The 25,885-nt window shown below is 34.6% G+C and carries 27 protein-coding genes and 1 riboswitch; of the genes, 14 read left to right on the top strand and 13 right to left on the bottom strand.

Going from position 1 to position 25,885, the window contains the following annotated elements:
- The first annotated feature begins 4 nt into the window (after positions 1-4).
- A complete protein-coding gene (gene modB, locus LAU42_RS00720; protein WP_224183843.1) occupies positions 5-682 on the top strand; it encodes a molybdate ABC transporter permease subunit in 678 nt (225 codons plus the stop codon).
- A 105-nt stretch (positions 683-787) separates the two neighbouring features.
- On the top strand, positions 788-1,504 hold the full coding sequence (gene deoD, locus LAU42_RS00715) for a purine-nucleoside phosphorylase (protein WP_224183842.1): 717 nt from the start codon (positions 788-790) through the stop codon (positions 1,502-1,504).
- A 50-nt stretch (positions 1,505-1,554) separates the two neighbouring features.
- On the opposite strand, the gene LAU42_RS00710 is transcribed toward deoD, so the two are convergent.
- Both LAU42_RS00710 and LAU42_RS00705 read right to left on the bottom strand, forming a co-directional pair.
- A complete protein-coding gene (locus tag LAU42_RS00710) occupies positions 1,555-2,793 on the bottom strand; it encodes an aminoacyltransferase (RefSeq protein ID WP_224183841.1) in 1,239 nt (412 codons plus the stop codon).
- Between the two features lie 85 nt (positions 2,794-2,878).
- Positions 2,879-3,214 (bottom strand): hypothetical protein, encoded by a 336-nt coding sequence (locus tag LAU42_RS00705; protein ID WP_224183840.1) that lies wholly within the window; start codon positions 3,212-3,214, stop codon positions 2,879-2,881.
- 130 nt (positions 3,215-3,344) lie between these two features.
- Here LAU42_RS00705 and LAU42_RS00700 point away from each other — a divergent pair, with 130 nt between their 5' ends.
- The 4 genes from LAU42_RS00700 (at position 3,345) to LAU42_RS00685 (ending at position 5,975) form a co-directional block, all read left to right on the top strand.
- Positions 3,345-3,950, top strand: a complete 606-nt coding sequence (locus tag LAU42_RS00700; protein ID WP_224183839.1) for a DedA family protein — start codon at positions 3,345-3,347, stop codon at positions 3,948-3,950.
- 232 nt (positions 3,951-4,182) lie between these two features.
- A complete protein-coding gene (locus tag LAU42_RS00695) occupies positions 4,183-4,971 on the top strand; it encodes a TerC family protein (RefSeq protein WP_224183838.1) in 789 nt (262 codons plus the stop codon).
- Between the two features lie 46 nt (positions 4,972-5,017).
- Positions 5,018-5,434: a hypothetical protein gene (locus tag LAU42_RS00690; protein ID WP_224183837.1), complete on the top strand. Its 417-nt coding sequence runs from the start codon at positions 5,018-5,020 to the stop codon at positions 5,432-5,434.
- A 58-nt stretch (positions 5,435-5,492) separates the two neighbouring features.
- Positions 5,493-5,975, top strand: coding sequence for a GNAT family N-acetyltransferase (locus LAU42_RS00685; RefSeq protein ID WP_224183836.1), 483 nt, complete (start codon positions 5,493-5,495; stop codon positions 5,973-5,975).
- Between the two features lie 113 nt (positions 5,976-6,088).
- Here LAU42_RS00685 and LAU42_RS00680 read toward each other — a convergent pair whose 3' ends face one another.
- The 3 genes from LAU42_RS00680 to LAU42_RS00670 all read right to left on the bottom strand — a co-directional run bounded on the left by LAU42_RS00680 (position 6,089) and on the right by LAU42_RS00670 (position 8,243).
- A complete protein-coding gene (locus LAU42_RS00680) occupies positions 6,089-6,265 on the bottom strand; it encodes a hypothetical protein (protein WP_224183835.1) in 177 nt (58 codons plus the stop codon).
- A gap of 138 nt (positions 6,266-6,403) precedes the next feature.
- Positions 6,404-7,660 (bottom strand): MFS transporter, encoded by a 1,257-nt coding sequence (locus tag LAU42_RS00675; protein WP_224183834.1) that lies wholly within the window; start codon positions 7,658-7,660, stop codon positions 6,404-6,406.
- 97 nt (positions 7,661-7,757) lie between these two features.
- Positions 7,758-8,243: a GNAT family N-acetyltransferase gene (locus LAU42_RS00670; protein ID WP_224183833.1), complete on the bottom strand. Its 486-nt coding sequence runs from the start codon at positions 8,241-8,243 to the stop codon at positions 7,758-7,760.
- A gap of 115 nt (positions 8,244-8,358) precedes the next feature.
- Here LAU42_RS00670 and LAU42_RS00665 point away from each other — a divergent pair, with 115 nt between their 5' ends.
- On the top strand, positions 8,359-9,966 hold the full coding sequence (locus LAU42_RS00665) for an ATP-binding cassette domain-containing protein (protein ID WP_224183832.1): 1,608 nt from the start codon (positions 8,359-8,361) through the stop codon (positions 9,964-9,966).
- A gap of 28 nt (positions 9,967-9,994) precedes the next feature.
- Here the strand turns inward: LAU42_RS00665 and LAU42_RS00660 are convergent, their stop codons facing one another.
- Positions 9,995-10,471: a hypothetical protein gene (locus LAU42_RS00660; RefSeq protein WP_224183831.1), complete on the bottom strand. Its 477-nt coding sequence runs from the start codon at positions 10,469-10,471 to the stop codon at positions 9,995-9,997.
- A 92-nt stretch (positions 10,472-10,563) separates the two neighbouring features.
- A riboswitch (TPP riboswitch) is annotated at positions 10,564-10,662 on the top strand.
- Between the two features lie 111 nt (positions 10,663-10,773).
- On the opposite strand from LAU42_RS00660, the gene LAU42_RS00655 reads away from it, so the two are divergent.
- The 7 genes from LAU42_RS00655 to LAU42_RS00625 all read left to right on the top strand — a co-directional run bounded on the left by LAU42_RS00655 (position 10,774) and on the right by LAU42_RS00625 (position 18,273).
- Positions 10,774-11,358: a thiamine phosphate synthase gene (locus LAU42_RS00655; RefSeq protein WP_224183830.1), complete on the top strand. Its 585-nt coding sequence runs from the start codon at positions 10,774-10,776 to the stop codon at positions 11,356-11,358.
- The gene (locus LAU42_RS00650) at positions 11,328-12,437 is read left to right on the top strand and encodes an NAD(P)/FAD-dependent oxidoreductase (RefSeq protein WP_224183829.1); all 1,110 of its coding nucleotides are present in this window, start codon (positions 11,328-11,330) and stop codon (positions 12,435-12,437) included. The genes LAU42_RS00655 and LAU42_RS00650 overlap by 31 nt, the downstream gene beginning before the upstream one ends.
- On the top strand, positions 12,421-12,618 hold the full coding sequence (thiS, locus tag LAU42_RS00645) for a sulfur carrier protein ThiS (protein ID WP_224183828.1): 198 nt from the start codon (positions 12,421-12,423) through the stop codon (positions 12,616-12,618). Before LAU42_RS00650 ends, thiS begins: the two co-directional genes overlap by 17 nt.
- Before the next feature lies 1 nt (position 12,619).
- Entirely contained in the window at positions 12,620-13,387 is a 768-nt protein-coding gene (locus tag LAU42_RS00640) for a thiazole synthase (RefSeq protein ID WP_224183827.1), read from the top strand.
- A complete protein-coding gene (locus LAU42_RS00635; RefSeq protein WP_224183826.1) occupies positions 13,384-14,370 on the top strand; it encodes a HesA/MoeB/ThiF family protein in 987 nt (328 codons plus the stop codon). The genes LAU42_RS00640 and LAU42_RS00635 overlap by 4 nt, the downstream gene beginning before the upstream one ends.
- A 183-nt stretch (positions 14,371-14,553) precedes the next feature.
- The gene (locus tag LAU42_RS00630; protein ID WP_224183825.1) at positions 14,554-17,340 is read left to right on the top strand and encodes a YhgE/Pip domain-containing protein; all 2,787 of its coding nucleotides are present in this window, start codon (positions 14,554-14,556) and stop codon (positions 17,338-17,340) included.
- A 99-nt stretch (positions 17,341-17,439) separates the two neighbouring features.
- Positions 17,440-18,273: a YitT family protein gene (locus LAU42_RS00625; protein WP_224183824.1), complete on the top strand. Its 834-nt coding sequence runs from the start codon at positions 17,440-17,442 to the stop codon at positions 18,271-18,273.
- Between the two features lie 64 nt (positions 18,274-18,337).
- On the opposite strand, the gene LAU42_RS00620 is transcribed toward LAU42_RS00625, so the two are convergent.
- The 7 genes from LAU42_RS00620 to LAU42_RS00590 all read right to left on the bottom strand — a co-directional run bounded on the left by LAU42_RS00620 (position 18,338) and on the right by LAU42_RS00590 (position 25,736).
- Positions 18,338-19,003 (bottom strand): ABC transporter ATP-binding protein, encoded by a 666-nt coding sequence (locus LAU42_RS00620; RefSeq protein ID WP_224183823.1) that lies wholly within the window; start codon positions 19,001-19,003, stop codon positions 18,338-18,340.
- A gap of 12 nt (positions 19,004-19,015) precedes the next feature.
- A complete protein-coding gene (locus LAU42_RS00615; RefSeq protein WP_224183822.1) occupies positions 19,016-20,065 on the bottom strand; it encodes an ABC transporter permease in 1,050 nt (349 codons plus the stop codon).
- Positions 20,066-20,210: 145 nt separating this feature from the next.
- Positions 20,211-20,912, bottom strand: coding sequence for an antiholin-like protein LrgB (gene lrgB / locus LAU42_RS00610; protein ID WP_224184706.1), 702 nt, complete (start codon positions 20,910-20,912; stop codon positions 20,211-20,213).
- A 7-nt stretch (positions 20,913-20,919) separates the two neighbouring features.
- Complete coding sequence (gene lrgA, locus LAU42_RS00605; protein WP_224183821.1) at positions 20,920-21,345, bottom strand: antiholin-like murein hydrolase modulator LrgA; 426 nt, start codon at positions 21,343-21,345, stop codon at positions 20,920-20,922.
- A 122-nt stretch (positions 21,346-21,467) separates the two neighbouring features.
- Entirely contained in the window at positions 21,468-22,178 is a 711-nt protein-coding gene (locus LAU42_RS00600; protein ID WP_224184705.1) for a LytTR family transcriptional regulator DNA-binding domain-containing protein, read from the bottom strand.
- A gap of 5 nt (positions 22,179-22,183) precedes the next feature.
- A complete protein-coding gene (locus tag LAU42_RS00595; protein WP_224183820.1) occupies positions 22,184-23,926 on the bottom strand; it encodes a sensor histidine kinase in 1,743 nt (580 codons plus the stop codon).
- Positions 23,927-23,984: 58 nt separating this feature from the next.
- Positions 23,985-25,736: an acyltransferase family protein gene (locus LAU42_RS00590; protein WP_224183819.1), complete on the bottom strand. Its 1,752-nt coding sequence runs from the start codon at positions 25,734-25,736 to the stop codon at positions 23,985-23,987.
- Positions 25,737-25,885 lie beyond the last annotated feature (149 nt).

Below are 25,885 nucleotides of genomic sequence, written 5' to 3'. Positions count from 1 at the left end.
ACATATGACTTTAGCGCACTTACTGACAGACGAAAACTTCATATCACCGATTGTCATATCGTTAAAAGTTGCGATAAGCGCTACATTGCTGAGCTTTATACTCGCGCTTATATTACACTTTTTATTGTCCGGGAAATATTTCAGAGGTAAAACGATTCTTGAAGCAATTATTATGATGCCGATGGTGCTGCCACCTACTGTTGTTGGCTTTATTCTACTCATTACGTTCGGCAAAGAAAGTTTTGCCGGGAAGGTCATTACAGCTGTTTTTCACCAGCCTATTATATTTACAATTTATGCAGCGATTACCGCTTCAACACTCGTTGCCTTACCGTTAATGTATCAATCTCTAAAGATTGGTATCGAACAAATTCCATCATCACTCTATCATGTTGCACAAATTGATGGTGCAAGTCGCATTCGCATGTTTACACGCATCACACTTCCGCTTTCTAAAGCGGCGATATTAACCGGTATTCTATTATCATTCGCACGTGCAATCGGAGAGTTTGGTGCGACCCTTATATTTGCTGGTAACATACCTGGTATTACTGAAACGATGCCGACTGCTATATATGTTGCAATTGAAAATAATCATATGGATTATGCATATGCATGGGTTTTCATTATGATTACGATGTCATTTGTAATGATGATTGCAACACAAGTGCTTAGGAAATAGTAATTTTTACAATTCTTATGTATTTCTCATAGCTTTGCTTGAAAGATGGCTATATTGTGAGGTAGACTGAAGTTAATCAAATATAAACTTAAAGGAGACTACATTATGTCTAAATCAACACCACATATTAAACCAGAAAATAATCCAATTGCAGAAACTATTCTGTTACCTGGAGATCCACTTCGTGCTAAGTTTATTGCAGATACTTTCTTAGAAGATGTTGTTCAATTCAACGAAGTACGTAACATGTTTGGGTATACTGGTACTTATAAAGGTAAGCGTATTTCAGTTATGGGTACTGGAATGGGTATCCCATCAATCGGTATTTACTCATATGAACTCATTCATACGTTCGGTGTGAAAAACTTAATTCGCGTTGGTTCTTGTGGCGCTATGCAGGAAGATATTAACGTGTATGATATTATTATCGCTCAAGGTGCTTCAACTGACTCTAACTACGTTGCACAATATGGTTTACCAGGTCACTTTGCCCCTATCGCAAACTTCGACTTACTATCACGTGCGAAACAGTTAGCTGATGAAAAAGGCGCTGTAAGTCATGTTGGTAACGTATTATCATCGGATATCTTCTACAATGCAAATAAAGAAGCGACTGATAAATGGCGTTCAATGGGTATTTTGGCAGTAGAAATGGAATCTGCAGGATTATACATGAATGCAGCTTACGCAGGTGAAGATGTTCGTGCACTTGGTATCTTCACTGTAAGTGATCACTTATTAACACACGAAGAAACAACTCCTGAAGAGCGTCAAACATCATTCACTAAAATGATGGAAATCGCTTTAGAAATCATAGAATAATATAAAACTGATAAAAATAAGCCGATACTTTTAAAGTATCGGCTTATTTTTTATAACTTCTGTTTTAATTCGTATAATTTATAAAATGGACTGAGCGGTAAAATAAAGTCTCCAATATATTCTTCAACATGTGCATTGAAGCCTTTCTTAAACTTAAGTACACCATAGTCTTCAGCGTCTTCAGTAAATACACCTGTTACACCGTAGAAATTATATGTTTTTAAATTTAAGTTTTTCGCATATTTAATCATTTCAAACATCATGTTGTAAGGTCCCATAAACTGATTATACTTCGGGTTAGAACCACTAGATAAGTAATATAACTCATGTTCATTATGAATGTATAATGCACTTGCTAAATGAAGAATCTTACCATCAGACTGTCTTAATGCTTCAATCTCTTTAATCTTTTTCTTATCTTTATCTACTGTTTTTTCCAGCTGCTCCACTTTATTGCGCAGCTTTCTGAAGTCAGGGTTTTCGTCTAATTTCAATTTTTCTTTATTATATTCTTCTTCTTTTTGATTTAATGCATTTCTCAATATATCCAGATGCTCATCAAGGTCAATATAACTTAATACTAATCTGCACTGGTCTTTATAAATTTGCTGCATCTTAACAAAGTAATCAAAATCTCTGAATGAAAAGCCATGCTTATCTTCAGCCATTTTAAACAACTCGAAGAATTTATCCGTCTCATCTATCGATAAATCTCTTAGACGGACACCCATTTCATACGTTTTATTAATGTTTCTTCGCGTTTTATACTCCATTTCTTTAAGCAGTTCATCTTCTGATTTATCCTCAATATTCAGTACGGATAAGAAACGCGCTTGTGAATCATTCGAATAACCTACAGGAAAGCCTCTATGCTTATACCCTAACCCTTGCAGTTGTTCGATAAAGCCTTTGACATCCTTTTCCTCTGTGATGTTACCATCGCTATCTCTATAATTCATAACGATATGAGGATCTACGAGTGCAAATAAGCCGTTACGCGCCTTTAAATACTGTTTTAACTCCGTGTAAAATAAATCTACAAGTACTTTATTGTTATAATCCATTACCGGTCCACGGTGCGAATAAAAGTAATTAAAGAACTTAAAGGCAGGTGCGCTATTTAACAGACATGCGGCTAATACCTCATCTCCTTCTTTAACACCTACTAAATATACAGGTTCGTCATGTTCATGCTTATAATCAAAATGAATTCTAGATTGTGTATAATGACTAAAATTTTCATTTACAAAGGACTCAAATTCACTCGGTTGTAATTCACAAAATTTCATTGTACTATTCCCTTCTATCTAATTTTCTAACTATTAATATAACACTGCATTATTAAATTTAACAGAAATATCCTAATGTATTATGCTAATTACTCGCTTTATATCGCTCTATAAAAACAACAAATTTATTTAAACTTTCTTCATTCACATTCACCATTGTAATCGGTCCAATATCAAATGTCATTGTCAGTTCATCCGCCTTATGTTCAATACTGTGAATTTCATGCATACCAACAACTCTTTCATACACGCGTTCACCCATATCTATATTCATGAATAAACGCTCGCTCGTTGCAATATATGCACCTTGTAACTCACTGATACCCGCTTCTGTTTTAAAGAGCACGATTCCCTCAATTGTTGGACCTTGTTTTTCTGTTGGGAATAATTCCTCATTTGAAATTTCTCGAAATTTTGCCATAACAGCCTCCTATTATTATAAAATACTCACTTATTTGTTATTTTAAATATACCCTTTCATCGATGTAATAATTTCATTTTCTTAAATAATATTGTTATATTTACATTATACAATTTATTTGGAGGATATTATGCAGCAATGGATTATGCACGTCATGGAACAGTTCGGTTACTTAGGCGTATTCTTACTCATATTACTTGAAAACGTATTTCCACCTATCCCATCCGAAATTATATTAACTTTTGGTGGGTTTATGGTTGACCAGTCTCCAAAACTTTCTTTTATCGGTATGCTCACTGCTTCAACACTTGGGGCAGTGAGTGGTGCAATTATACTATATTACCTGGGACATATACTTGGCCTTCGTAGAATTGAGAAAATTATTGATAAGTATGGCTTTATCCTTCGTCTGGAGATCGATGATATTCATAAAGCAAACAAATGGTTTAACAAGTATGGCTATACCGCTGTTTTCCTATGCCGCTTCGTCCCTTTAATCAGAAGTTTAATATCGATACCTGCTGGACTTAGTCAGATGGCACTTGTTCCGTTTATCATTTATACAACAATCGGGACAATTATATGGAACGCTGTGCTCATTTATTTAGGTATGGCTCTTGGACAGAATTGGGAAAAAGTACTCTATTATTTCGATATGTATTCAAACGTATTTTATATGATTATCGTTATCCTTTTAATCGCTGGTATTATCTATTTATATAAACGTAAAAGATAATTTCCAATTCTTTACCATAGTCAAACAAAATAATATATGTTATAGTTGTAACAAATCAATCGAATATCCTAAGACTTATGTCGAAGGGGAGTAGCTAAGGGGCAACCCGATTATAATGTCGTCATTACGAAGTGTTCACTTCCGGCGTTATAAGAATTTACATTCAGCGAGACCTTTGCCAATACTTTTTTGGCATGGGTCTTTTTATATTCAAAATTTAAGGAGTGAACATATGGATCCAAGTATTTTATTAGCATATGCATGGGTAATCGTCGTATTAGTATTATTAGAAGGGTTACTTGCTGCAGATAATGCAATCGTTATGGCAGTTATGGTAAAACATTTGCCAGAAGAACAAAGAAAGAAAGCTTTATTTTATGGTTTAGTTGGTGCATTTGTGTTTAGATTAATTGCATTATTCTTTATTACAGTACTTGCAAAGTACTGGTGGATACAAGCAGCTGGTGCAGCATACTTACTGTTTATGTCCGCTAAAAGTTTATACACATACTTCAAGAATAAAAATCATGCCGATGACCCGTCCGTACCGAATATTGCGGAAGAAGAAGGCAACGAAACAAAAGGTAGCGGCTTCTGGATGACTGTACTGAAAGTTGAATTTGCAGACATAGCTTTTGCAATCGACTCAATGCTTGCAGCAATCGCAATTGCTGTTACATTACCACATGTAGGACCGGACTTTATGGGACTTAATGCAGGACAATTTGCAGTAATGTTTACTGGAGGAATGTTAGGTGTTGTATTAATGCGATTTGCTGCAACATACTTCATCAAATTACTGGAGAAATATCCTGGACTTGAGGCAGCTGCATTTGCAATTGTTGGATGGATTGGTGTGAAACTTGTCGTACTCGTACTCGCTCATGATTCGATACACGTATTACCACATGAATTCCCACATTCACCAGTATGGCAGTTAATTTTCTGGACTGTACTACTTTCAATATTAGCAATCGGTTTTATTACGAGTGCAAGACAGAACAAAAGAAGTCATTCATAACAAAATATGATATCCTATAAGCAACAAATGATATGGAGATGATACTATGACAGGACCATCGTTAAAACAGTTACATGCACATAAACAAATTCACGACACAGGACTCGCACTTGCTGTTCAAATGACAGATGACTTAATCATGAACTATAAAGACTATGATGAAGCAACTTTAAAGCAGGAAGTACTCGCTATCGTTGACTTCTTTGAATCTCGCATCATTAGTCATGCAGATGCGGAAGAAGAAGAGAATGGCTTTTATAGTGAAGTTGTTGCGGATCACCCTGAAAAGGCTGACGCTGTAACACAACTTAAACGCGATCATGACATAATGCGTCAAATTATCAAACAAGTAAAACATCAAATCGAAGAAGGTTTCTCAACTAATATATTTGATAGCTTCAGAAGTATCATTATCGTGAACGAAATTCATTCACGTGACGAAGAAAGATTATTATTACAATAAATATACCCCCAGCATATATGCTGGGGTTTTATTCAATAAAAATCTGGGTGGTGACGATATGCAATATAAGATTACTCAATATGAAGATATATATAAGGAACAAATCATTGAATTTATATTAAACATTCAGCGAAACGAATTCGGCATAAACATTACACGAGAAGAACAAAGTGATTTAGAAGACATACCGCTACACTATCTAGGGCGTGGTGGACAATTCTGGATTGCACTTAGTGAAGACGATAAAGTTATCGGAACAGTAGGACTGGTGAAATTATCAAGCGATAATGCAGCTTTAAAGAAGATGTTTGTGAATCAGAATTTCAGAAATTTAAAATTAGGTAAAAAATTATTGAATAAAGTAATTGATGCATCTAAAGATGCACATATAACAGATATATACCTAGGGACAATTGATAAATTTATAAGCGCACAGCACTTTTATAGAAATAACGACTTTTATGAGATCAAAAAATCAGAATTACCTACAGACTTTCCAAAAATAGATGTAGATAATCGATTTTATCATAGGAAGTTATAGATTTAAAATATCGATTAAACTAAACGGAGATAATAAAAATTAAACAAATAAACCTAGTATAAGATTTTATATACTAGGTTTATTTTGTTAAGATTTCTATTTTATTATTCTTCTTATTCAAGTTCTAATTCATTTTGTTCAAGTTCTAGTTCTTTTTGCTCAAGTTCTAGTTCTTTTTGCTCAAGTTCTAGTTCACTCTGCTCAATCTCAAGTTCTTTCTGTTCGAGTTCTAGTTCATTTTTTTCAATTTCTAACTCTCTTTGTTCAATTTCAAACGTTAAATTATCCATCTATTAAGCACCCCTTTAATTTAGTAATCTAATTTTATCATAATAATATTTTGATGTACTATTTTCAAGATTGAAAATTCAGAAAATAATTACAGACTATATTTTTAAACCGCTTATAAATACTTATTTCAGAACGGATTATGCATTAGATTTTTTGTTGTATATCATTTCACTCTCTCTAACGATATCTTTATTTAACAAAATTGTAGTAACCGTAATTATAACTAATGCAGTAAATAAATTAACTAAAACGTAAACTTTAAATTCATATAAAAAGCCGAAGAATAAAGTTCCAACAGGTAACAATATATTTCCTAAAGAATTCAGCAATGAAAAAACTCTGCCTTTATATTCATTTTCAATAATCTTTTGCATGTAACTCATCATAGGTATTGAAACGAACTGAAAAGTAAATGCCATAGTCATCCCTATAGCAGCGATGTATATCAATTTCACAGTCAAACTCGCTTGAAAGTATGCAGGCAAAGTAAACACTGTCATCAAGATTGCCAATGCTAAAAATGCCAGTCTCATAGATTTCAAAGGATTAGATATCTTTATTTTAGAAAGAAGTATAGTTGCTAACAATGATCCTAGACCCATGACAGAACTCGCGATTCCAACATACTCAGGCTCAAACATTAACTCTTTAATCATTATCGTTTCAGGCAATACACTAAAACTTGCAGCACCTACTCCATTTATTATCATTGCTAAAATGATGATTCTTGATAGAATATTTGAGTTCATCACGTATTTATAAGCTTCTTTATTTTTCCCGATAATGAATTCCAGTAATTTTTCAGGCTTGTTTTCAATTAGGTCAACAGAATTATCATATGGCTTAAACTTGAGTAAAAAGTCTAATAATAATGAAATGATTTGTAAAATTAAAAAAATCAATATCATCGTTTCTAAACTTACAAAACCATACAGTACTCCCGCTAGTACAGGACCTATTAAAAAGACACTTGTTCTAATTGTACCTACTTGCCCTAGAACATTCTGTATCTTCTCCTCATCGAAAATCTGAGTTAATGACGCATCAAATGTATTAGAGACAACAGGTATAATTAGAGATCTAAAGGCAGTAATACAAAAAAGAAATTTAATATTAAACCCATAATTATAAGTATATAGGTATAATGCTAAAAGGCTAATACACGAAAGAATCTCGAGAATTATTATGATGGATTTTCTATCATACTTATCTATAAATGCTCCCATTATCGTTAACGAAATGATAGTTCCGACACTCATAATTACCGTGTTAATCGAAAATAAGAATGGTGATTTTGTAAGTTCTAAAATATAATAACTAATTGCAAAATTGTATATTAAGCTGCCAGTAGTTATTACAAAAATACTCAAAAGATAAATAATTGTATTTCGCAACAAACCATACCTCCTTAAAAATTAGACTTTAGAGTTAAAGAAAATATCAATATTCTATATCTCTTTATGAAACGTTTTAGTACTACGCTAAATATAATTATAGTCTCAGCCTCATTTTTATGGATTTCAGCATATGTCCATCAAAATCTTCTTCAAATTCATCTAGTACTTCAAATCCAAGTTTTTTATAGAAATTGTATCCTTTAATATTAGCTTTCTCTACAATCACGTCTATGTTTCTTACTTGTTCTAATTTTGATATCCCGTATTCTAATAACGCCAATCCTATTCCTAATCTCTGATAGTCGGGAAGTATGTATATCGCGGTTAGTTCACTTATATGCTGGTCATCCGGCTTACTAAAATTAGCAAAACCAGTAACTTTCCCTGAATATTCGGCAACATACATATGAGTCATTGCTAATCTCTTTTCTAACATTGAAGTACTATATGCTATATCCAGAAAATTTTCTTGTATATGACATGGAATAATACCTTCATATGTATCATGCCAACTGAGTTTTGCAACATTTTGAACTGCTGGAATATCACTTACAGACATCTCTCTAATTTTATATTTCATATTAATTCTCCTTATCAAATAAATAATTGTTCGTATTTCTAAATATTTTTGGTATTATATTTATTATACAGAATATTACAAAAATTTAAAGATTGTCTTGTTTAAGGAGAGTTATATGCGAATACATTTATTTCAACTCAAACTTATCCCTATTTATTTTTTTATGCTTTTGACAGCATTGGATGGTCTCGTAATACCTACACTTATAGCAGGTATCATTCATTCTGTAGAACAAAAAAGCTTATATTCTTTAATAAATTACTTTATTTTCGGTATTGTTGGTTATTGCACAATTCGTACTGCTTTATATTTATGGAATTTATCTCAGCAGCAATTTATTCAAGATTTTAACAATAAGTATAAAGGTATAATGATTCGCAAATATTTTATTAGTAACAATGCATCGTTTCGGGCTGATTTATTAAGCTTTATCATTAATGATTTTAAGTATCTTGAATCCAACTATATTAAGTCACTTTTTTTATTAATATATTGTGTAGCATTTTCTATGATTTCTGCTCTATATGTACTAGTTATAGACTATAAACTTGGTATATTATTTATATTATTTTCTATCATTCCTGTCATTACACCTAAACTTTATAAAAATAAGATTAAGTTTTCTACTGATAATTGGTCTATTTCTTCATCAAATTTCATGAATCACATTAATGAATACTTTAGAGCACTAACTACAATTAGTGTATTCAATAAACGACATTACTTTATATCCCGTTTATCTAAAGATCTAATTAATGTTGAACAACGTAACTTCGAACTGCAAAAAAATCTTTTTCAATCCAATTGGATAACGAACTTGTTGTCCGGTTTTAGTTCGTTCTTACCATTATTTATAGGCGGCATTTTTGTTATAAAAGGAGATTTATCATTAGCAGCATTAATGGCTGTATACTTAGCAAGTGATAGAATTGTTATACCTGCCGTCAATGCGATAGATCATTATAATAAACTAAAGTCATCCGATACTATCATCGAAAAGTATAATAATTTAATGATGCAACTAGAAAATGGAAATAATCTTAAAGAAGAACTTATTCAAAGTAAAAATACGTTCTTACCGATTTTATTTGACAATGTAACACATCGATATGGAGAACGCACCATATTAAAAGATGTAACTCTCTCTATTAATAAAGGAGACCATATATTACTAAGAGGGGCTTCAGGTAGTGGAAAATCAACAATCTTTAAACTATTACTCTCATTCGAAAAACCTGAACGTGGCAAAATTTTATTTAATAATATTGATTCGAATTTGTTTCAAACGTCTACTATAGCAGATGATATACACTATTTTGAACAAGAGCCTTTCATATTTAATGAATCTATATTGTTTAACATAACTTTAGGAGATGATTTTGAAAAACACCATATAAATCAGGTTATAGAAATGTGCAAATTAGATACGCTCATTCAAACACATGGTTTAAGCTATTCTGTAGGTTCAGATGGAAAGTTTTTATCAGGTGGTCAAAAAATGAGAATCGCTTTAGCGAGAATTTTAGTACGGAATCCTAAATTTGTATTATTAGATGAATTCTCTGCTGGTCTTGATTCAGAAAATACAATTTTCATAAGAGATATACTACATACAAATATCGAAACGGTGATTGAAATTACGCATGATAAAGATTTAAATTATAATTACTATAATAAAATTTTTAAAATTGAAGCGTGTAGCGTTACAACTTCAACACCTTAAAAAAAGTAAGGCGGCTGATTCAGCCGCCTTACTTCTTCACTAACGCTAATGCACATTCCCCAAGAAATGTTTTCGATACAGTTACACCTTCATCTGTTTCATTAAACCTTATATACCCGGCAGTTTCATAATCTTTAAGGTACTGCATCAAATGTTCTTCCGTCATCTCAGCATACTCATGCGCCATTAAGTTTTTCAATCTATCAAACGTGAGCGATACATCTTTATATATTTCAATTGTATACATTACATATTTAAAGATATGCACTTCTTTCTGTGCAATTTCATTCTCCATATCGAGCGATTCCTGTTCATCAATCTCCCTTAATATTTCTTCAGATGTCATTCGATCTTCTTGTAGTTTAAGCATTCTTTCCTGATTTATATGTTCTTCGTTTATCTCTTCTACATTTTCTTTTTGTGTTTCAATTTGTTGCTGTTCATTCATTTGTTCATGTATCTCAGCATGTTCATCAAGCAAAGCCGACAATTCTTGTTCATTCATTTTGTAAATCCCCTTCCTCAATCTTTATTTTATCATTTTAATTTCAAAGTTTGAATTATCAATCATTCAGTGCTATTCTTAATTCATAATTAAATATTTGCTAGGGGTGCTCTTATAGCTGAGAAGACAACGTCTGACTCTCATAACCTGATTTGGATAATTCCAACGTAGGGAAGCAATCGTTATGTATATTGTTATATATTTAAATGTATTTTTATATACTTATTTATATATTTTATTTTGATCATTGATGACGACCACCCGTAGTTTATTTTACGGGTGGTCTTTTTTTGGAGGCGCTTATGATTTATATGATGACACCGTTTGTATCCCCAAATCACAGTGTGTTGCAATCGATTATTGATGTTGAGGCATCCATCGATGGTGTGATATTGCGATTAGATGCGAATGATGATGTAATTGATGAATTTATTAATGTGTTGAAGCAGTCGATAGATGTTTCTAAGATTATAGTGCATAATGCACCGCATCTGCTGGATAAACATCAGCTGAAGCGTATTCACTTTAAGGAACGTATTGATGATGCGCTGTTATTTAAACGTCAGCATCCTGAAATCAGTGTCGGTATGAGTGCACATAGCATTCAAAGTGTTCGTCGTATTAACGGTATACTTGATTATTGTATATTTGGTCACGTCTTTCCTACAACGTCAAAGCAAGGTTTACCACCTCAGCGTGAATCTGTAATTCAGGAAGTATTGAATTACGACATTCCTGTCATTGCAATCGGTGGTATTGATGAAAATACGATACACGATCTTAACATTAAGTTCAGTGGTTTCAGTGGTATTCGTTTGTTTCAGCATAAGGCAGTACTTGAGCATGTTATAAAGGAGTGGTTATTACGAAATTCGACGTCCTCATAATTGGTGGTGGCATTATCGGTCAGAGTATCGGCTATCATTTGAAAAAAGAAGATATAACAGTCGGCATTATTGATGACTATAATGGATGCCGTGCAACACATGCAGCTGGTGGTATGCTTGGCGCTCAAAATGAATTTTATGATGATTCACCGTTGTTTCAATTATGTATAGAAGGTCAGTATATGATGAAGGACTTTGCCGATGAGCTCTTCAGGCTTGGTCATGGTATAGATTACTGCCAGAACGGTCTATTAAAGATTGCATCTCATGATGGCGCTAATGATATAAGACAGCAATATGATTTCCTGAGTTCACAGTCTACTACAACGAAATTATACGAAGATAGTTTACACAAATTCGCAAATGGCCATATTCGAAATCATGATTTAGCGATGTGGATTCCAACAGATGGTCAGGTCAATGCAGTGAAGTATCACACAGCATTAAAGCAATTGAATGATGATATTACTTTTATAGATGACCGTGTTATACATGTTGAATCACTTCATACGAATGAATTTATCGTAACAACAAATCGCGGTACATATCACTGCGGGCGACTTGTTGTTGCTGCTGGTATGTATTCAGGAACGATACTCAAATCTTTGAATGTCGATTTTCATATGCACGGTGTTAAAGGCGAGGTCATGACGATTTACCACCCTACGCTATGCATGAAGGAAACGTTATTCCAGACAAACGGACATTATATTGTTCCGAAAGCAGAAGACTTGTATCTTGTTGGTGCTACGACATCGATGAATCAAGAAAACATCGTACATGAAGAAGGGCTTACCTGGCTCAAATCAATGACTTATAACTTATTACCTGAACTGATGAATGGTGAAATTAAAGAATCGAGATGCGGATTTCGACCAGATAGTGCGCTACACCGCCCCGTCATTGATGAAGTTCAGGACGGTGTGTTTGTTGCAACCGGCCATTATCGTAATGGTATTCTCCTTTCCAAAATAACTGGCGAACTCGTACATAAACTTATGTTTGATAAAAATAATCCGCTTGCAATTAAGTATCAAAATAAATTTAAATTGGAGGATTCACGTGAAACTATTTGTTAATGATGAAGTTTATGAAACAGAAACAACGATGCTTGTACCCTTTCTGGAATCATTAAATATTGATTTAAAGCGCGCAGTAGTTGTAATTGATGATATGCCGATTCAAAAAGATAAATGGCATGAAACAGAAATTAAACCAGAACAGAGATTAGAGCTATTAGAATTTGTAGGAGGCGGTTAATATGTTAAAGATTGGACCTTTAGAACTTGAATCAAGACTTATACTCGGCACAGGTAAGTTTGAAAACGGTGAGATTCAGCATAAAGCTGTAGAAGTGAGCGAAACAAACGCACTTACTTTCGCAGTACGTCGTATGAGTTTATATGATAAAGATTTACCGAATCCGCTAGAAGCAGTAGATCTTGAGCAGTATATTACATTTCCGAACACAGCCGGTGCTAAAACAGCTGAAGAAGCAGTGAAAATCGCAGAAATTGCACGTGCAGCCGGCATGTGCAATATGATTAAAGTTGAAATCATCGGTGACGATAAAACATTGTTACCAGATGCGATTGAAACATATAAAGCATGTGAAATTCTACTCGAAAGAGGTTTTATCGTATGTCCATATATTCAATGTGATGTAGTGCTCGCTAAAAAACTTGAAGCACTTGGAGTTCATGCAATAATGCCCCTCGGTTCACCGATTGGAACAGGACTTGGTATTAACGATGCATTGAATTTAAGTTATATCATCGACGCGATTAATGTTCCCGTTATCGTAGATGCAGGTATTGGTTCACCGAGCGATGCTGCATATGCAATGGAGCTCGGTGCAGATGCGGTACTATTAAATACAGCTGTAAGCCATGCAAAAGACCCTGTGTTAATGGCTGAAGCAATGAAACTTGCCGTTCACGCCGGACACTTAGGTGCACAGGCTGGCCGCATTCCTAAAAAGTATACTGCACAAGCATCCAGCCCTACTGAAGGTCTTGAATTTCTATGAAGCGCTATGACCGACAAATAAAAGCAAGTGTTTTTGGCGAACAAGGTCAAAAACAGTTATCACATGCGAAGTTTTTAATCGTTGGTGCCGGTGCACTCGGCAGCACGATTTGCGAAATGCTTGCACGTAGTGGCGTCGGAGAATTAATCGTTTGTGATATGGATATTGTCAGCTTATCAAATCTTCATCGCCAAAGTTTGTACGATGAAAGTGATGTCGATGCCTATATCCTTAAAGTTGATGCCGTAAAGCAGCATATAGCGCGTATTAATAGCGAAGTCGTTGTCACACCTATTCCTGAAGAAATTACGAGTGATAATTTAGCACAACTCATTAAGACATATCAGCCAACAATCGTGTTAGATGGTACAGATAACTTTGTAACACGCTATATTATTAACGACGTATGCCATCAGCTTAAAACCCCATGGATTTATGGGGCATGTTTAAGCACGAAAGGCACCGTCTTCGCTATAGATTACACAGCTGCATGTCTGCGCTGCATATTGCCTGACCCACCAGAAACCGGACAAAATTGTGCACTTGAAGGTATTCTCCCTCAAACCGCGCACTTGACGGCAAGCATGCAAGTATCTGAAGTTATAAAATTCATCTCAGATGGATCGTTTACTAACCAATTTATTACATTCGATAGTTATACTTTAAAATTCAAATCAACAGATGCTACGCTATTTAAAAACACGCATTGCAGAACATGTGGAACGCACGACTACCCATCACTAACAAGCGGACCTAAATATGTCACGAAGATGTGTCACGGTAAATACTCTGTAAAACTACCGAATGGCATATTCACGAAAAGTTATCCCAATATTATGAAATCAACACCTTACTTCAAACTTATTAAACACAGTAACGTTACAATACACATCCTAAAAGACGGACGTACAATAATATATAATGTTTTCAGTTCAGAGGAAGCAAAAGCAGTAATAAAAACACAATTCTCTATATCAATATAATGAAAGCGGCAGAATTACACTATGGAAACGTTTGTAATCCTGCCGCTTTCATTTGAAGGTTATACATTTAGCAAATACATTGTATTTTAGTGTGTCATTTGTTATATTAGTATATACTGTTTTACAATTAATAAAATAATAATTGCATTTTATTTACTATACTAATATAAAGAAGGAGATTCAATGAAGAACGCTTTTCAACTCTTTTTACATGACTTAAAAAACATAAAAAGAACACCTTCATTCATTATACTATTACTCGGTTTAGCAATACTCCCATCATTTTATGCATGGTTCAACTTAAAGTCATCATGGGATCCATATTCAAATACGGAATATTTAAAGGTTGCGATTGTTAACCATGATAAAGGTGCCGAAGTACAAGGCAAGAAAGTAAATGTCGGCAATCAGCTTGTGAATAATTTAAAGGATAATAAAAAATTCGGATGGGTTTTTACCGATGATTTAAAGGAAGCAAACAAACAGTTGGAATACGGGAATTACTATGCGATTATTCATATTCCTAAACATTTTTCAGAAGATGTGACGAGCATACTCCATAAACAACCGAAGCGCGCGCATATCGACTATAAAGTAAATCAGAAAATTAATGCGATTGCACCTAAAATGACGAACGCAGGTGCTACAGCAATTACTAAGTCACTTAACGAAAAGTTTGTCGACAGTGCAACGAAAGCATTGCTGGATGAAAGTAATCGTGTCGGATTGAAATTACAAGATAAATTACCTTTATATCATAAAATAGAAAACGCAGTTTACGAAGCAGAAAAAGCCATTCCGCAGATGGAAAAATTCAAGCAAACTGTTAACAAAATCGATCGCCATCAAGGTGATATTTCTAAGTATGCTGATGAGTTTTACAGCCTTTCAAATTATGAAGGTAAGGTAACCGAAGGCGCAGACAAACTGATTAAAGCAAATGAACACGCCGGAGATATTAATGCAGCCGGTCAAATGATCGTTAACATTAACAACAACATGCCGGTCATTGAAGATGCATTACAAAAAGCGAATACGATAGAGCAGAAATTCCCACAAATCAACGATGCAGTAGCGAAAGGTCTTCAGGCTACAAGTACAGCACAGAGTGCTATCTCAAGCGCACAAAACGCAATGCCTGATGTACACAAAAAAATTAACAACGCACAAAGTATAACGAACAATGCACAAACCGACGTTAAATCAGCTGAAACATCGTTGGAGCAACCTACAGCAGAAAACCCGACATCTGAAAAAGCTACGACAGAAAAAACAGTCGTTGATAAAGAAACAGAACCGTTAAAGAAACCGGACTTATTACCTGCAAAAGATGCGTTAAATAATGGTTTAATGGCAATCAGTCAGCTTACGAAAGAGGAAGCTGCTACGACTCAAGATACATTAAACCAATTACAAGCGCTGAGCGAACAAAATCCAGGTAGTTCAGAAGTACTCGCTAAAAACATAGAAATATATCAGCATAATTTAGAACAATCGATTGCTTATTACAATGAAGTAATCAAATTAATGGATCAGGCACAAAAACTAGGTTTAGGAGATACTTCTAAAATAACTAAGCAGTTAAATGACTCTATTGATGCACTTACAATATTAAATCAATCTTTAAACACTACGTTAAACGGTGCAAAAGGTAACGGTAAAGTAAGCTTTGATAATGCAGCGATTCAAAATGCAATTAAGTCACTCTCATCACTCGAAGCATTTGCTGGAAGTGATATGCAGAAAATTTTATCAAACGGCTTAAGTTTAATCGACAGTAATCTTGATACAATTGCGGGCAAACTTTCTGATGCGAGTCAGTTTGCAAATGATGTTGACCGAATTCTTGCAGATGCTACACAAATCACAAGCAATGCTCATCAGACATTACTGACAATTAATGCTGAATTACCTGCCTTAGAAGAGAAGCTCAGCCGAATCAATCAGACAGCACAGGCAAATTTACCTACTTTCAAATCTAAAGTCGGTGAAGCATCTTCATTTGTCGAAAGCGAACTTCCTTCTGTATTAAATGATTTAAATCGTCTGAGCGCATTTGCTTCAAATGACTTACCTGGTGTCATGAAGAAATATAATGAAGCGTCACATCTATTACAGAACAAGTTACCTGGTGCACAGGAAAAAATTCATGAACTTGCTGTGTTCTCGAACGAAGAATTACCAGGTATCGAAAAAGAGATTAAACAGGCAGCTGATAAATTCAGAGAACTGGATAAGAACGATACACTTAACAAACTTATCAAATTACTACGTAACGACCTTGAAGATCAATCTGATTACTTCGCTGAGCCTATACAACTGGATGAGACGCAAGTGTTTCCAATTCCAAACTATGGTTCTGCAAGTGCGCCATTCTATACAGCATTGGCACTATGGGTTGGTGCATTATTAAGTGGTAACTTATTAACAACTGAACTTAAAGATAAATCATTAATAGGTAAATTTTCTTTACGAGAACTATATTTAGGACGTATGATTTTATTCTTATTATTAAGTATTGCACAAGCAACAATAGTTGTACTCGGTAATTTGTTTATTCTGGATGCATACGCAAAACACCCGGTGTACAATGTGCTCTTTGCCATATTAGTTGGTATTGCATTTACGATAATGGTTTATACTGTTGTCAGCTTACTCGGCAATATTGGTAAAGCAATTGCAATTATTATTATGGTGCTGCAAATTGCCGGCGGTGGTGGCACATTCCCGATTCAAGTAACACCTAAGTTCTTCCAGGCAATTCACCCTTTCCTGCCATTTACTTACGCAGTCGACTTATTGCGTGAGGCAGTTGGCGGTATCGTACCCGAAATTGCATGGTCAAAGCTTGGAATGCTCTATTTAATTGCAACATTAACATTTGCTTTCGGACTTGCATTAAAACCAAAGTTTGAACCTATCAAAAAAGGATTTTATGCGAGAAGCAAAGCAAGTAACTTAGTTGAATAAAATGAAACTTCTCAATAAACTTTACCGGACCGGAATTATTTTTCCGGTCCGCTTTATATTTGTTATACTATATATACGAATTTAAGAAAGGGTTTTTCGATGAAATATCAAAATAATATAGTATTCAAAGTTGCAATTACTGTTATCGGATCATTTCTCATAGCAGCTGCATTTAATTTATTTTTATTACCTCATGGCGTACTCAGTAGTGGTGTCAGTGGTATTGCGTTACTATTACATATACTGACAAACTTTGATGCCGGTATTCTGAATTTACTTCTGAACATTCCACTTATTATACTAGGTATATGGAAACTCAATCGCTCAATTATCGTCAACACTGTGCTGAGCGTCATTTTTATCTCACTTTTTATGACATTCATTCCAATAACAAAAGTGTCAGAAGAACTATTCGTCAATGTAATATTTGGTGGTGTTCTAGTCGGTATTGGCGTCGGCATTATATTAAAGTATTCCGGTACGACTGGTGGTATGGATATTGTGGCGATGATTATCAGCCAGCATAGCAACATGTCAATCGGACTTGTAATGACAATATTAAATGGTATTATTATTCTTTGTTCTGGATTCTTCTTCAACTGGAATATTGCTTTAATGACGTTATTATCTATTTATATTACAGGTAAAACAGTTGATATGATTTTTACTTCGCATATTAAACTTACCGCAACAATTGTTACCTCTAACATAGAAGCTGTAAAACAGGGGTTAATTGATGAAATTTATAGAGGGATTACAATTACTGAAGTTACTGGCGGTTATTCAAATAATAAACAACATATGATTACAATGGTATTAACGCGTTATGAACTACAAGATGTCATTCGTATCGCTAAAGAAAACGATCCGAAATGTTTCATCAATGTTTATCAAACAACTGAAGTTCATGGTAACTTCGCCCGTAATAATTAAACAGGATAGGACAGAATGCTTACTACTGATTAACAACAGTGTGCATTTCTGTTCTATCCTGTTTTTATTTTTTCGTCAACTTACCGTCATTCATTTCATATATTTCATCAAAGTAGTCCAGTAGACGATGATCGTGCGTCACAACAATTCCTGCCTTATCTTTCGTCTTCACTTCATCTCTTAACAGTTTAATCACTTCTATCGCTTTCTCACCGTCAAGACTTGCAGTCGGTTCATCAGCTAGAATAATAGACGGGTTCGTATATAATGCTTTTAATATCGCTACGCGTTGTCTCTGCCCCCCTGAAAGCTCATTCGGAAATTGATTAGTTACTTTACTAAGTCCGAGATGCTCCAGTTCATTTTTTAACTCGGCCCGAGACATGTGATCTTTCTTCACTTTATCCAGCAATTTGAACTGATCTTTCACCTTTAAAAATGGTACTAAGTTGGATGCCTGCAATATAAAACCAATTTCGTTTAATCTTACTTTAGAACGCGCTTTTTCATTAAATGACGATACATCTTTACCATTTATTATAATTTGACCTTCTGTTGGTCCTTGAAGCAATCCTGCTATCGTAAGTAGTGTACTCTTTCCAGAACCAGATGGCCCGATAATCGCAACTAGTTTCCCTTTATCTATACTGAAATCTACAGGCTTCAGTGCTTCTACATATGTCTGATCTTTCCCAAAACTTTTTCGTATTTGCTTTAGTTCAAGTATCATATTACTCCTCCTTTATTCTATCGTTTTCAGTGGGTCTACTTTACGGATTGAACGAATCGAGAACAATCCACCAACAATTGCTGTTACAATAATTGTAAAACCGAATAACGCAATTTTATCCCATTCGAACTTAATCGGGACAACGTCGGGAATTACCATAGCAGTTCCAATTGTAAGAATCAGTGCAATCATCACTGCAATAAGTGATAGAATGAGCGTCTGAATGAGTAATGAACGTGCAAGGAATCCATTACTGATACCTTGTGCTTTAAGCAATCCGAAAATCGGTTCTTTTTGTATCGTAATTACATACAGAAATATACCGATAATAAACGCAGAAATCGCAAACAAGAAATAACTCATAATATCGAGCGTTAATTTCTGTTCTGTATATCCTGGAAGCTTTTTAATGAAGTCTTCTTTCTCAATCATCTGTAAATCTTTATCGATGTGTTTATTTTTAAAATCCTTATCTTTAATAAAGAAAGCATTCGCCTTACCCTTTAATTTGTTCATAGATAATGCATCAAGCGTTGCATCGTTAGCATACAGAACTGCAGCTGCGTTATATTTCGAGTTTTGTGTAAATCCTGTTATCTTCAAGTTTTCATCACTACCAGCAATATTTAGTGTATCACCTAGTTTAAATCCTTTCGTTTTAAGCGAATCATTCGCAACCACTTCAAAGTCTTTATTAAACATCTTGCCTTCAGTAATATCCGGCTTTAAAAACTGATTTTTTTTAATACCGAACAATAATGTGTTCTGTTTATTATCATCTTTCGCGATAATAACCGGTAAGTTTTTAACAGTTGCAATCTTATCAAATTTCCCATCAATCGCATCCTCACTCATAATTGATTGCGCAACATTTTGATTAGACTCTTCAGTTACAATTACTGCATCCGGATTCCATGTATCAATTGCTTCACGATTCATCCCCATGAGGCCATTTGATAGTCCGGAAATTAAAAACAGTAAGTAAGATACCAGTACAAGTACACCGATGATTAAACTGAATTTCAGTTTGTTATGTATTACTTCTTTCCATGCTAAAAACATCTACTTCCTCCTAAAATGTGTCTACTATCATCATACTATTTAATTCACATTTATATAAGAATTTAAACTTAAAAAGAGGCCAGAACATGTTGTTCTGACCTCAAGTGTGAATTGATGATATATTTTATTATTTTATATCCATTAGTTAAAGGAGAATCCCTGTTAAAATCGGGACGATGACAACAACTACAACACCGACTAATACTAATGCAATACTCGCCATAGATGTTTCAGTTTCTCCAAGCTCAGTTGCCGCTGACACACCAAGTGCATGTCCGCTCGTACCGAGTGCAAGTCCTCTTGCAATCGGGTTAGAGATTTTAAAGTAACGTAGCATTTTATTTCCCAGGGCATAAATAATGACTGCATTTAGTATTACAGCTAGTGATGTTAATTCAGGTACACCACCAATACCAGCAGACACTGGTAAGGCAATTGCTGTTGTCGCTGCCTGCGGTAACATTGATGCAATGATTTGTGTACCAAATCCAAATAGTTTTGCCACACCATATATACCCAACATCGCAACTGCCGTTCCTAATGACAGACCTAATCCGATGTGTAACCAATATTTTTGTAAAACATCACGCTTCTTATATAAAGGAATCGCAAAACAAATGGTTGCCGGTTCAAGGAAGAAGCTTATAATGCTGCCACCTTTGCTGTACGTTTCATAACTTATACCCGTCACCGATAAGAATACGATACCAAACACCATTCCGACAAATAGCGGTGCAAACAAGAAGAATCCATTTGATTTCTTAAACAAGTATTGTCCTAACATAAATGGCAATATCGTCAGTAAAATTCCAAAGTACACTGAGTTGATACCTAAATGATCAAACATTGTCATGTTAATGCACCTCTATTCCTTTTAAATGTTTTGTTTCTTTCTTTACTTTTGTTTTCACTTTTGAATCTGTCATTTTCACTATCATTTGCGAGAAGAATCCTGTACATAGTAATAATAATAACGTTGAGATAAAGATTAATCCTAGTATCAAAATTGGATGCGCTGCAAGTAAACCTAATGATTTAATAACTGAAATACCTGCCGGTACGAATAATAAACCGATATTGTCCGTTAATGCAGTTCCAACTTTTTCAACTTGACCTAACTTAATAATCCCCGTACATAAACAGATGAACAATAATACGAGTCCAATAACTGATGCCGGCATCGGAATTGGCATAAAACTTTCAATCATCTTCGAAATGAGTAACACGATTGAGATTACTGATACTTGGTGAAAGAAGTGATACGTTTTTTCTTTTGTCATTTTGAATGACCTCCCGTGTTTTTATCTTGGTTATATCATACGTCTGTTTCACCTATTTGTGAGCGTTTTCACGATGAAATGCAAAAAATGCATGCTGAAATGCAAAAAAATAGAACTCAAAATTATTTGAGTCCTATCTCATGTTTAAATTGTTTTATATATGATCTTGATACTTGCAGCTTAATATCTTTCGTGAGTTTTACCTGGTACGTATGATTAAACCATTGTTCCGCTGATTTAATGTGCTGCTTGTTAATAATACTCGAACGATGTATACGCATAAATAAATGTTCCGGCAATTTTTTCTCAAACGCACTTAATGGTTCATGAATCGTATATTCGGCATTTATCGTCACAATGTTCAGCTGTCCATCCTCAACATACAATGCAATAATATCCTGTATATTAATCACATAAATCTTATCGTCAATTTGAACAGATATTGTTGGTAATTTATGTTCTTGATTCACCGGCTCTATTGAAGTTTTTGCTTTATCCAGTGCTACAGCAATACGCTTTTGCTCGAAAGGTTTCAGAATATAATCAAGTGCATTTAATTCGAACGCTTTTACCGCATAACTATCATGCGCTGTTGCAAACACTATCTTTGGTGGTTGTTTCATTTTATTTATCTTCTGCGCAAGCTCCAGCCCACTTTCATTAATTAAATTAATATCCAGAAAGAGTAAATCGTATGTTTCTGAAATTAATGCCGTCAACGTTTCCTCAACAGAGTCCGCTTCATCTACTAATAAAGTAGAATCAATTTCATTCAGTAAATATTTCAGCTCATTTCTTGCTAATGGTTCGTCATCTACAACTAATATTCTCAACTTAATCATTCCTTTTCTAACGGTATCGAAATAAAGAATCTTGTCCCTGTATCACTTGTCGTAAATTGTAATCTGGAACGATTATTATATAGCCCTATAAGTCGTTTATTCAGATTTTCAAGTGCACTTCCCGTTCCTGACGAAGACACTACTTCAATTTGTCCGATATGCTCACGTTTTTCTTCCGGTATTCCAAAACCATTATCTTCAACGCTTATTTCAATTGCGCGCTCTCCTTCTTTCACTTTGACAAATACATCATTTCCGGATTTTCTGTTATGAAATGCATGTTTAATCGCATTCTCCACCAGAATTTGAATAATAAATGGCGGTACTTCTGCATCTTCAAGTGTTTTATCAATATCAAAGTGTATATTAAAGCGATCTGGAAACCTCGCCTGTTCTAGTGAAAGATATGCTTCCACCTGCTGAATTTCTTTCTTTATTGAAATGGTCGTACTTTTTGCACCTTGCAGATTAGAACGAAAGAAATTACTTAAATTCAATAGTAACTCCCTTGCTTTTTCACTATCAACACGAATAAGTGCAGATATTGTATTCATCGCATTGAAGAAAAAGTGCGGATTGACCTGCGCCTGAAGCGACTTAATCTCTGCATCCTTCAGTAGTTTTGATTGTGTTTCAACCATACCAAGCTCGATTTGACTCGAGAAGATATTTGCTAATCCTTCAGCGAGGCGTCGTTCAACATACGTCAGCTTTGATCCATCCGTAAAATACAGCTTCAGAGTTCCTGTAACTTCATTATTAACATATAGCGGAATTACAATGGCACCTTCTAACGGGCAGCCGGGGTGCGTACATCCAATTTCACGCTTACTATGTGCTTCTTTAATTTCTCCGGAGTGTATTACTTGTTTCGATAAATCCGTAATGATTTTTTTACGCGGTACATGATGGTCACTTCCTGCTCCCACGTGCGCTAAAATATCTGTTTTGTTCGTAATCGATACAGCAGACACTTTCATTAAATCTTTTATCACTTGCGCTGCCTGTGTCGCAGATGCTTCATTTAAACCTGCCCTGAAATAAGGTAGTGTCTGATTTGCAAGGTTCAGTACATCATGCGTCTGTACTGCACGCATACGTTGTTCCTGCTGAATTGTCGAGATAATAATAGACAAAAAGATTGCAACACCTAAACTGTTAATTAAAATCATCGGTGGTGCAATAAACTTCACGAGATGAATCGCATTATCAGTATAAGTTGCAAAAACGATAATACAAATCATCTGTATCACTTCCATAATTGCTCCGAGAATAATGCCTGTCACTATACTTGGATATCGATTTACCTTCATCGCACGGTACCCAAAATAACCTGAAGCAAGACCGATGAGTGATGATGATACAACATATGTGTAGGCATCAACACCTCCAATCAAATAACGTGTAATACCAGAGATAATACCAACGCCAATACCGACAACCGGACCGCCAATGAGCCCTGCCACACTTATCGTGAGCACTCTCGTATTCGCAATTACAGCATCATCTGATATCGTCCTGAAAATCTGACTCGATAAAATTTCATTGTTCCTGATTTCTACACCTGTAAAGTTAGAGACAGCTGCAAATAACCCAAACACTATAAGCAATTGTATTTGAGTTGATAACCTTGTTCTTTCAGACATCATCTTCTTGAAATATGGTACATTCATCAATATATATGCGACGATAATAATTAAGCCGACACGCTCTAATAAAAGAATAAATAAACTGAACATCTTGATACCTCCTCTTTTATTATAACGTTATCGACTAAATTGTTCATATCATCTAAAATTAATTTTTACTTTTTTCATAGTCTACAAGCGATCCATATATTAAAGACACCATACGTTCTACTCCCGGGTACTCAAGGTGTATTCCATCAGGCGCAAAGTATTCAGAATGTGCTTTAGAAGCCTCATACCAATCTATAATGTGAACATTTTTATGTTTGCGCGCTGCTTTATACATTTCTTCATTTACATGCTGTTCGTACTCTTTCGGTACACGCGATGTCACTAAAAATACTTCAGCTTTATCAAACTTACTTAATAATATGTTCATCTGTATGTCCTGGAAGTCACCATTTGTACCAACAAATAATATTATAATGCTATCTTTATGATTAAATGATGTATATTTATCCGCCACATTTAATGTTTTATATATATTTCTTCCTACTTCTCCATCTATCGTTGCGTTTGGTAGAACTTCCTTTAATTTATCGTTAATATCTACAAGTAATGAGTCACCTATAAGTAAAGGTGTGTAATGCTTTACGATATCTTCTACCGACTCATTCGTTTCTAACGGACTAATGCGCTTTATACTCGGAACATTTGATATTGTCTTCGTCACAACGTGATCATTCATAGGTTGTACTGCTTTTACGACAGATAGTAAGTAAGGCGTCGATATACATAGATATAAAGTTATAACTATCGTAATAAAATAAGCAATCGGCCTAATTTTTGTAAATACTTTGAAACCTAACGTGCGATAAGGTTGCTCTATCAATTTATAACTTAATACTGCTAACATCACAGTTACAATTACTGATGCAATATGTACGCCTATCGGAATCTGGCCCTTAACAAAATGTGCCTGCATCAAAACGATTACAGGATAGTGCCATAAGTATAAACTATATGAATATTTACCGATAACAACAAGCGGCTTTATCCCAAGCACTTTGCGCATTAACGTATTCGGATGTACAGCAGCCATAATCACAAATAACGTAAATATACCAAGAACATAAAAACCACCATTGAATAATGGCGCACTATTCTCACTCGCGTTAATGATACAGTACATCAGAACACATAAGCCAGTAATGCCTAGTGCATCTATGATTAATACTAATAGTATCGGCGCTTTTTGCTTAAGCTTAAATGCCGGCCATATAAAAGCAAACATGACACCAATCAACAATGTCTGAAGTCTAGTATCCGTACCAAAGTATACACGTGAAACATTGCCGGCAGTAGGATTGTAAAGCACCGACATCCATATCGCTGAAATTAATGATACGATTAACAGTATTATAAAAATCTGCTTTTTAGACCATCGCTTTAGCAATAGCATTAATAATAATGGAAAACATAAATAAAACTGTTCTTCTATCGCTAGCGACCATAAATGCTGTAAAGGTCTAGGCTCAAAGCTTTCAAAATAACTTAATCCATCAAAGATGTACCACCAGTTCGATACATATAAAAGTGCAGCAATCGCATCCTTCTTAAGTTGATATAATAAATCTCGATCAAAAAATATGATATATTGAATTACAACCAGTAACATAAATAATGCCGGTGGAAATAATCGTTTAACACGACGAATCCAGAATTGCACAATATTAATTGTACCTGTTTGCTCATATTCATTAAGTAGTAACATTGCAATTAAATAACCGGAAATGACAAAGAAAGTATCAACACCAAGAAATCCACCCGGTAGCCACTTTGGATTTAAATGAAATATAATTATTGCGATAACTGCTATCGCTCGAATGCCATCAAGACCCGGCAAGTATTTTCTATTCATGAATGAATCATCCTCTTTAACAATTCTGTAACACAATTGTTACACATTATTAATAATACATTCTTTACCATTTTGTAACAACCATAAATTGTTAAAATTTATTGAAATAATTCTTAACTATTTCTTAATTCTTAAGAGAAAGGATATTT

Origin of the sequence: Macrococcus armenti (genome assembly GCF_020097135.1) — a bacterium.
In the GTDB taxonomy this organism is placed as follows: Bacteria; Bacillota; Bacilli; order Staphylococcales; family Staphylococcaceae; genus Macrococcoides; species Macrococcoides armenti.
Note: the sequence above shows the minus strand (reverse complement) of the source record. Positions and strands in the feature narration are given on the sequence as shown.